Annotated in this window: 7 protein-coding genes; 6 read left to right on the plus strand and 1 reads right to left on the minus strand. The window is 60.8% G+C overall.

Annotated features, from left to right (window positions below; translation table 11 throughout):
- Positions 1-114: 114 nt before the first annotated feature.
- A complete protein-coding gene (locus tag AC1D2P_RS21410) occupies positions 115-1,155 on the minus strand; it encodes a threonine aldolase family protein (RefSeq protein ID WP_109785583.1) in 1,041 nt (346 codons plus the stop codon).
- A gap of 133 nt (positions 1,156-1,288) precedes the next feature.
- On the opposite strand from AC1D2P_RS21410, the gene AC1D2P_RS21415 reads away from it, so the two are divergent.
- The 6 genes from AC1D2P_RS21415 to AC1D2P_RS21440 all read left to right on the plus strand — a co-directional run bounded on the left by AC1D2P_RS21415 (position 1,289) and on the right by AC1D2P_RS21440 (position 9,084).
- Positions 1,289-2,005, plus strand: coding sequence for a TraX family protein (locus AC1D2P_RS21415; RefSeq protein ID WP_046029884.1), 717 nt, complete (start codon positions 1,289-1,291; stop codon positions 2,003-2,005).
- A 285-nt stretch (positions 2,006-2,290) separates the two neighbouring features.
- A complete protein-coding gene (gene glyA, locus AC1D2P_RS21420; RefSeq protein ID WP_046029886.1) occupies positions 2,291-3,544 on the plus strand; it encodes a serine hydroxymethyltransferase in 1,254 nt (417 codons plus the stop codon).
- Between the two features lie 23 nt (positions 3,545-3,567).
- A complete protein-coding gene (locus AC1D2P_RS21425; protein WP_007947735.1) occupies positions 3,568-4,818 on the plus strand; it encodes a sarcosine oxidase subunit beta in 1,251 nt (416 codons plus the stop codon).
- 156 nt (positions 4,819-4,974) lie between these two features.
- On the plus strand, positions 4,975-5,304 hold the full coding sequence (locus AC1D2P_RS21430) for a sarcosine oxidase subunit delta (protein WP_007947734.1): 330 nt from the start codon (positions 4,975-4,977) through the stop codon (positions 5,302-5,304).
- Positions 5,301-8,318, plus strand: coding sequence for a sarcosine oxidase subunit alpha (locus AC1D2P_RS21435; RefSeq protein ID WP_109785582.1), 3,018 nt, complete (start codon positions 5,301-5,303; stop codon positions 8,316-8,318). Before AC1D2P_RS21430 ends, AC1D2P_RS21435 begins: the two co-directional genes overlap by 4 nt.
- A 133-nt stretch (positions 8,319-8,451) precedes the next feature.
- On the plus strand, positions 8,452-9,084 hold the full coding sequence (locus AC1D2P_RS21440; protein WP_046029889.1) for a sarcosine oxidase subunit gamma: 633 nt from the start codon (positions 8,452-8,454) through the stop codon (positions 9,082-9,084).
- Positions 9,085-9,192 lie beyond the last annotated feature (108 nt).

Genomic DNA, 9,192 nt, shown 5'->3' on the forward strand with positions numbered 1-9,192 from the left:
AGACAGCATGGTGTGTCATGCACACCGCGCTATAGGGTTTTACGACTGCTGCGCAGCCGAACGCAGGCTTCGCCAGCTGCTACAGGAGTGTGTTGCGGCAGACTGACGTGGTGATCAGCGGGACATGACTTCGCGAATGTCGGCGGCCAGTTCACGGACGCGTTCTTCTTCGGTGTCCCACGAGCACATGAAGCGTGCGCCGCCGTTGCCGATGAAGGTGTAGAAGCGCCAGCCCTTGGCGGTCAAGGCAGCAATTGCAGGTTCAGACAGTTGCAGGAACACGCCGTTGGCCTGTACCGGGAACATCAGTTCCACGCCAGGTATGTCGCTCACCAGTTCGGCCAGCAACTGCGCGCAGTGGTTGGCGTGGCGGGCGTATTTGAGCCAGGCGTCGTTTTCCAGGATCCCGACCCACGGTGCCGACAAAAAGCGCATTTTCGACGCCAGTTGCCCGGCCTGTTTGCAGCGGTAGTCGAAGTCTTCAGCCAGTTTTTCGTTGAAGAACAGAATTGCCTCACCGACCGCCATGCCGTTTTTGGTGCCGCCAAAGCACAGCACGTCAACGCCGGCCTTCCAGGTCAGGTCTGCCGGAGAGCAGCCAAGGAACGCGCAGGCGTTGGAGAAACGCGCACCGTCCATGTGCAGGTTCAGGCCCAGTTCCTTGCAGGTGGCGCTGATGGCGCGGATTTCTTCCGGGGTGTAGACGCTGCCGACTTCGGTGGCTTGGGTCAGGGTCACGACGCGCGGTTTCGGGTAGTGGATGTCCTGGCGCTTGAGGGCCACTTCGCGGATCGATTCCGGGGTCAGCTTGCCGTTTTCGGTGCGGGCGATGAGCAGCTTGGAACCGTTGGAGAAGAATTCCGGTGCGCCGCATTCGTCGGTTTCGACGTGGGCGGTTTCCGAGCAGATCACGCTGTGGTAACTCTGGCACAGCGACGACAGGGCCAACGAGTTGGCGGCGGTGCCGTTGAAGGCGAAGAATACTTCGCAGTCGGTTTCGAACAGTTTGCGGAAATCGTCGGACGCGCGAGCGGTCCATTCATCGTCGCCGTAAGCACGCTGGTGGCCGTGGTTGGCCTGTTCCATGGCCGCCCAGGCTTCAGGGCAGATACCGGAATAGTTGTCGCTGGCGAATTGTTGGCTCTTATCGGTCATGGCCCTGCTTTCCGTGGTCGAGGCGCTTATGGTGAAGCGTCTCGTGGTCAATGATGGTGCGCACTTTACCGAAGATCATCCGGGGAGCACACGCGATGCGTCTGACAGAAAAACACTTAGACGACGGGCAATTATGCACATGACTCAACGGGATGGGGCACTGGATCTGCTCAAGTGGCTGGCGCTGCTGAGCATGGTGATCGATCACCTGCGATATGTCGGTTACTCCGTCGATTTGCTGTATGTCCCGGGACGGCTGGCGTTTCCGTGGTTTTGTCTGGCGATGGCCGTGAACCTGTCGCGAACCGACGTGGCGACGACGCAAGGTCAATGGCGATATTTCGGCTGGTTGCTGCTGTTCAGTGCGATCAGCGAAATTCCTTACCGAATGTTCATTCCTGATCCCGACACCTTGAACGTGTTGCCCACGCTGGCCCTGGGCCTGTTGGTGGCGCGTGGCTGGCAGCACCAGACGCTGCAATCGCGACTGTTGGCCGCTGCTGCATTGCTGGTGGCGATGCTGTTCTGGCAACGGTTGATGTTCGGCTTCTTCGGTGTGCTATTGCCGTTGGCGATGCTGCTGGTGATCCGGCGGCCCTGGTATTTTGCGCTGTTGCCGGGACTGGTCTGCCTGGCGGCCAACGAATGGCACACGCTGTATTACGCCGCCCGGCTGGGCAACAGCGCGGCCATCCCCGGCATTGTTGCTTGTCTGATTGCGCCATGGCTGGGGCTGGTCTTGTTGCGACACGCAAAAGGCGTAAAACCACCGCCCATGCGCCGCTGGGCGTATGCGCTGTATCCCGTGCATTTTTTCCTGCTGCTACTTGTCCGTCAGATCGCTGCCTGACCCCTGTGGGAGCGGGCTTGCCCGCGATGGCGAAGTCAGGTCCAGCAATGATGCCGACTGACAGACTGCTATCGCGGGCAAGCCCGCTCCCACAGGGGATTCTTTCAAGTTTGAAGATTGTGTCCGGTCAGGCATTTCGGCTTATGTCGTAAACGCACCTTTGCGTGGCGTCCGTAGGCATTTGACCTGTCTGCGCCGGTCATACCATCGGCATCAAAGGGCACTGCCGTCATGCCAGTGCCTTACCGAGACGAATGGCGCACAGATGCCGCTGGGAGAGACGCGATGTTCAGCAAGCAAGACCAGATCCAGGGTTACGACGATGCACTGCTGGCGGCGATGAATGCCGAGGAGCAACGTCAGGAAGATCACATCGAGCTGATCGCGTCGGAGAACTACACCAGCAAGCGCGTCATGGAAGCGCAAGGCAGCGGCCTGACCAACAAATACGCCGAAGGTTATCCGGGCAAGCGCTACTACGGTGGCTGCGAGCACGTGGACAAGGTTGAAGCCCTGGCCATCGAGCGCGCCAAGCAGTTGTTCGGCGCTGATTACGCCAACGTGCAGCCGCACTCCGGTTCCTCGGCCAACAGCGCCGTGTACCTGGCCTTGATTCAGGCTGGCGACACCATTCTGGGCATGAGCCTGGCCCATGGCGGTCACCTGACCCACGGCGCCAAAGTGTCGTCCTCGGGCAAGCTGTACAACGCCGTGCAGTACGGCATCGACACCAAAACCGGTCTGATTGACTACGACGAAGTCGAGCGTCTGGCCGTCGAGTGCAAGCCGAAGATGATCGTTGCCGGCTTCTCGGCCTACTCCAAGACCCTCGACTTCCCACGCTTCCGTCAGATCGCCGACAAGGTCGGTGCACTGCTGTTCGTCGACATGGCCCACGTCGCTGGTCTGGTCGCCGCCGGTCTGTACCCGAACCCGCTGCCGTACGCCGACGTGGTCACCACCACTACCCACAAGACCCTGCGCGGTCCACGTGGCGGCCTGATCCTGGCCAAGGCCAACGAAGAAATCGAGAAAAAGCTCAACGCCGCAGTATTCCCGGGTGCCCAGGGCGGCCCGCTGATGCACGTCATCGCCGGTAAAGCGGTGTGCTTCAAGGAAGCGCTGGAACCAGGCTTCAAGGTTTACCAGCAACAAGTGATCGACAACGCCCAGGCCATGGCCGGCGTGTTTATCAAACGCGGCTACGATGTAGTGTCCGGCGGCACCGATAACCACCTGTTCCTGGTCAGCCTGATCCGTCAGGGCCTCACCGGCAAAGAGGCGGACGCAGCACTCGGTCGCGCCCACATCACCGTCAACAAGAACGCTGTCCCGAACGATCCACAGTCGCCGTTCGTCACCTCCGGCCTGCGCATTGGCACCCCGGCGGTGACCACGCGCGGCTTCAAGGTGACCCAGTGCGTCACGCTGGCCGGCTGGATCTGCGACATCCTCGACAACCTCGGCGATGCCGATGTCGAGGCCAATGTTGCCCAGCAAGTGTCGGCACTGTGCGCGGACTTCCCGGTTTATCGCTGAGCGCGGTTTTGGAGTAAATGACTATGCAACGCTACTCGGGCTTCGGCCTCTTCAAACACTCCCTCAGCCATCACGAAAACTGGCAGAAAATGTGGCGCACGCCGACCCCTAAAAAGGTCTATGACGTGGTCATCGTCGGCGGCGGCGGGCATGGTCTGGCGACCGCCTACTACCTGGCCAAGGAACACGGCATCACCAACGTGGCCGTGGTCGAAAAGGGCTGGCTGGGTGGCGGTAACACTGCGCGCAACACCACCATCGTTCGCTCCAACTACCTGTGGGACGAGTCGGCGCACCTGTATGAACACGCAATGAAACTGTGGGAAGGCCTGTCCCAGGACCTGAACTACAACGTGATGTTCTCCCAGCGTGGCGTTTACAACCTGTGCCACACCCTGCAAGACATCCGTGATTCCGAGCGTCGCGTCAGCGCCAACCGCCTCAACGGCGTGGACGGCGAACTGCTCGATGCCAAACAAGTGGCCGACGAGATTCCGTACCTCGACTGCTCGAAAAACACCCGCTACCCGGTGATGGGCGCCACCGTCCAGCGTCGCGGTGGCGTGGCCCGTCACGATGCCGTGGCGTGGGGCTTTGCCCGTGCYGCCGACGCYTTGGGCGTGGACCTGATCCAGCAGACCGAAGTGATCGGTTTCCGCAAGGAAAACGGTGTGTGCATCGGCGTTGAAACCAACAAGGGTTTCATCGGCGCCAAGCGCGTCGGTGTGGTCACCGCCGGTAACTCCGGGCACATGGCCAAACTCGCCGGTTTCCGTCTGCCGATCGAATCCCACCCGCTGCAAGCGCTGGTGTCCGAGCCGATCAAGCCGATTATCGACAGCGTGATCATGTCCAACGCCGTGCACGGTTACATCAGCCAGTCCGACAAGGGCGACCTGGTGATCGGCGCCGGTATCGACGGCTACAACGGCTACGGCCAGCGCGGTTCGTACCCGGTGATCGAACACACGATCCAGGCCATCGTCGAGATGTTCCCGGTCTTGTCCCGCGTACGCATGAACCGTCAGTGGGGCGGCATCGTCGACACCACGCCGGATGCCTGCCCGATCATTTCGAAAACCCCGGTACCGAACATGTTCTTCAACTGCGGTTGGGGCACCGGCGGCTTCAAAGCGACACCTGGCTCGGGCAACGTGTTTGCCGCAAGCCTGGCCAAGGGTGAAATGCACCCATTGGCCGCACCTTTCTCCATCGACCGTTTCCACAACGGTGCGTTGATCGATGAACACGGCGCTGCTGCGGTTGCCCACTAACAAAGGCCCCATGAAAACTACTGCGCTCGGCAATACGGCGTTAAAAACAGGCTCGAAATGCTCACTTAGTAAACTAAGCTCCGCTTTCTCGCCTGTTTTTGCCTTGTCTTGCCTTCGCTCGCTACGTTTTCACGGCGCTTGATAGGAGAAATCCCCATGTTGCATATCTTCTGTCCTCACTGCGGCGAGTTGCGCTCCGAAGAGGAATTTCATGCATCCGGCCAGGCGCACATCCCGCGTCCACTGGACCCGACCACCTGCACCGACGAGGAGTGGGGCGACTACATGTTCTTCCGCGATAACCCTCGCGGTCTGCACCACGAACTGTGGGATCACGTTGCCGGTTGCCGTCAGTACTTCAACGTCACCCGCGACACCGTGACCTACGAGATTCTGGAAACCTACAAGATCGGCACGAAGCCGCAGTTCACCGACAAGACTGAAAGTCCGAAAGCGGCCGCGCAGGCTCTGGGAGCGAAGGTATGAGCCAGATCAATCGCCTGTCCAACGGTGGACGGATCGACCGCAACAAAGTCCTGAGCTTCACCTTCAACGGCCAGAGCTACAAAGGCTTTGAAGGCGACTCGCTGGCCGCTGCACTGCTGGCCAACGGAGTCGACATCATCGGTCGCAGCTTCAAGTATTCCCGTCCGCGCGGCATCTTCGCTGCCGGCGCCGAAGAGCCGAACGCCGTGCTGCAAATCGGCGCGACCGAAGCCACACAGATTCCGAACGTGCGCGCCACGCAACAGGCGCTGTACCAGGGCCTGGTCGCCACCAGCACCAACGGTTGGCCGAGCGTGAACAACGACATGATGGGGATTCTCGGCAAGGTCGGCGGCAAGCTGATGCCGCCGGGCTTCTACTACAAAACCTTCATGTACCCGCAATCGTTCTGGATGACCTACGAGAAGTACATTCGCAAGGCCGCCGGTCTTGGCCGTTCGCCGACCGAGAATGATCCGGACACCTACGACTACATGAACCAGCACTGCGACGTGCTGATCGTCGGCGGTGGCCCTGCTGGCCTGGCCGCTGCACTCGCTGCTGCACGCAGCGGTGCCCGTGTGATCCTCGCCGATGAACAGGAAGAGTTCGGCGGCAGCCTGCTCGATTCCCGTGAAAGCCTCGACGGCAAGCCTGCTGCCGAATGGATCGCCAGCGTCATCGCCGAGCTCAAGGACACCCCGGACGTGCTGCTGTTGCCGCGCGCCACGGTCAACGGTTACCACGACCATAACTTCCTGACCATTCACGAGCGCCTGACCGATCACCTCGGCGATCGCGCACCGATTGGCCAGGTCCGCCAGCGCATCCACCGTGTTCGCGCCAAGCGTGTCGTTCTCGCGACCGGCGCTCACGAACGTCCACTGGTTTACGGCAACAACGACGTGCCGGGCAACATGCTCGCCGGCGCTGTGTCGACCTACGTACGTCGCTACGGCGTGGCACCGGGCAAAAAACTGGTGCTGTCGACCAACAACGATCACGCCTACCGCGTTGCTCTGGATTGGCTCGACGCCAGCCTGCAAGTGGTGGCCATCGCCGACGCCCGCAGCAACCCGCGTGGCGCACTGGTGGAAGAAGCCCGCGCCAAAGGCATTCGCATCCTCACCGGCAGCGCCGTGATCGAAGCCCGTGGCAGCAAGCACGTGACCGCTGCTCGCGTGGCGGCGATTGATGTGAAAGCTCACGCCGTGACCAGCCCTGGCGAGTGGCTCGATTGCGACATCGTTGCCAGCTCCGGCGGTTACAGCCCGGTGGTTCACCTGGCTTCGCACCTGGGTGGCAAACCGATCTGGCGTGAAGACATTCTCGGTTTCGTACCGGGCGAAGCACCGCAAAAACGCGTGTGCGTCGGTGGCATCAACGGCGTCTACGGCCTTGGCGATTCCCTGGCCGACGGTTTTGAAGGGGGCGCTCGCGCCGCTGCCGAAGCCGGGTTCCAAATGGTCGAAGGCGTACTGCCCAAAGCCCTGAGCCGTCTGGAAGAGCCAACACTGGCGCTGTTCCAGGTGCCGCACGAAAAAACCACCGCACGGGCGCCGAAGCAATTCGTCGACCTGCAAAACGACGTCACCGCTGCCGCCATCGAACTGGCGACCCGCGAAGGTTTCGAGTCGGTTGAACACGTCAAGCGCTACACCGCACTGGGCTTCGGTACGGACCAGGGCAAGCTCGGCAACGTCAACGGCCTGGCCATCGCCGCCCGTTCGCTGAACGTGACCATCCCGCAGATGGGCACCACCATGTTCCGCCCGAACTACACGCCGGTGACTTTTGGCGCCGTGGCCGGTCGTCACTGTGGGCACATCTTCGAACCGGTCCGTCACACCGCGCTGCATCACTGGCACGTGAAAAACGGCGCTGAATTTGAAGATGTCGGTCAGTGGAAACGCCCTTGGTACTTCCCGAAAAACGGTGAAGACATTCACGCCGCCGTGAAACGCGAATGCAAAGCCGTGCGCGACAGCGTCGGCCTGCTGGACGCCTCGACCCTGGGCAAAATCGACATTCAGGGCCCGGATTGCCGTGAGTTCCTCAACCGCATCTACACCAACGCCTGGACCAAGCTCGATGTGGGCAAGGCGCGTTACGGCCTGATGTGCAAAGAGGACGGCATGGTCTTCGACGACGGCGTAACCGCTTGTCTCGCCGACAACCATTTCGTGATGACCACCACCACCGGCGGCGCTGCACGCGTGCTGCAATGGCTGGAAATCTACCACCAGACCGAATGGCCGGAGCTGAAGGTGTACTTCACTTCCGTGACGGATCACTGGGCAACCATGACCCTGTCCGGGCCGAACAGCCGCAAGCTGCTCAGCGACGTCACCGACATCGACCTGAGCAACGAAGCGTTCCCGTTCATGACCTGGAAAGAAGGTCTGGTCGGCGGTGTTCCTGCGCGGGTGTTCCGGATTTCGTTTACCGGTGAGCTGTCCTACGAAGTCAACGTACAAGCCGACTACGCCATGGGCGTGCTCGAGAAAATCGTCGAGGCCGGCAAGCAATACAACCTGACGCCGTACGGCACCGAGACCATGCACATCCTGCGGGCCGAGAAGGGCTTCATCATCGTCGGTCAGGACACTGACGGCTCGATGACCCCGGACGACTTGAACATGGGCTGGTGTGTCGGTCGCACCAAACCGTTCTCGTGGATTGGCCAGCGTGGCATGAACCGCGAAGACTGCGTGCGTGATCAACGCAAACAACTGGTGGGCCTGAAGCCGATCGATCCAGCCAAATGGCTGCCGGAAGGTGCGCAACTGGTGTTCAACACCAARCAGGCGATCCCGATGACCATGGTCGGTCACGTCACCTCCAGCTACTTGCACAACTCCCTCGGCTATTCGTTTGCCATGGGCGTGGTGAAGGGCGGCTTGAAGCGCATCGGTGAGCGAGTGTTCGCACCGCTGGCCGATGGCAGCGTGATCGAGGCGGAAATCGTTTCTTCGGTGTTCTTCGATCCGAAAGGCGATCGCCAGAATATTTGATGCTGATCGTTCCCACGCTCTGCGTGGGAATGCATCCCGGGACGCTCCGCGTCCCTTTAACAGCCGAACGCGGAGCGTCCGTAGAGGCATTCCCACGCAGAGCGTGGGAACGATCATTCAGGAAAGGTGCTTTATGACCGCAGCCAATGTTTACCAACAACGCCCGACCACTGGGGCCAAGGCCGAGTCGTCGCTGCATCACGCAGGCCTGCAAAGCCTGGTGGGCAAGGGCCGCAAGAACGCCGGCGTGACCGTGCGTGAGAAAAAACTCCTCGGCCATCTGACTATTCGTGGTGATGGTCATGACGCCGCGTTTGCCGCTGGCGTACACAAGGCGCTGGGCATCGAACTGCCGGGCGCACTGAGCGTCATCATCAAAGGCGAAACCAGCCTGCAATGGATGGGGCCGGATGAGTGGCTGCTGATCGTCCCGACCGGTGAAGAATTCGCCGCCGAGAAAAAATTGCGTGAAGCGCTGGGTGACCTGCACATCGCAATCACCAACGTCAGCGGCGGCCAGCAGATTCTTGAACTGAGCGGCCCGAACGTACGTCAGGTGCTGATGAAATCCACCAGCTACGACGTGCACCCCAACAGCTTCCCGGTGGGCAAGGCTGTCGGCACCGTGTTCGCCAAGTCGCAACTGGTAATCCGTCATACCGCCGAAGACACCTGGGAACTGCTGATCCGTCGCAGTTTCTCGGATTACTGGTGGTTGTGGTTGCAGGATGCGGCGGCCGAATACGGGCTTAGTGTTCAGGCCTGAAGAACGCTGAACTCCCTGTAGCAGCTGCCGAAGGCTGCGTTCGGCGACGAAGTCGTCGTGAAACTTGCGGCGGTATTTTTTCAGACGGATCCGGGATTCAGGGTTTAC

This window comes from Pseudomonas sp. P1_F1_2, from assembly GCF_056405815.1.

What these genes read in the sequence shown, in the direction of transcription:
- AC1D2P_RS21415 (WP_046029884.1), top strand. Translation starts at nt 1,289, where the DNA reads ATGCACATGACTCAACGGGATGGGGCACTGGATCTGCTCAAGTGGCTG.
- AC1D2P_RS21440 (WP_046029889.1), top strand. Translation starts at nt 8,452, where the DNA reads ATGACCGCAGCCAATGTTTACCAACAACGCCCGACCACTGGGGCCAAG.
- AC1D2P_RS21430 (WP_007947734.1), top strand. Translation starts at nt 4,975, where the DNA reads ATGTTGCATATCTTCTGTCCTCACTGCGGCGAGTTGCGCTCCGAAGAG.
- glyA (WP_046029886.1), top strand. Translation starts at nt 2,291, where the DNA reads ATGTTCAGCAAGCAAGACCAGATCCAGGGTTACGACGATGCACTGCTG.
- AC1D2P_RS21410 (WP_109785583.1), bottom strand. Translation starts at nt 1,155, where the DNA reads ATGACCGATAAGAGCCAACAATTCGCCAGCGACAACTATTCCGGTATC.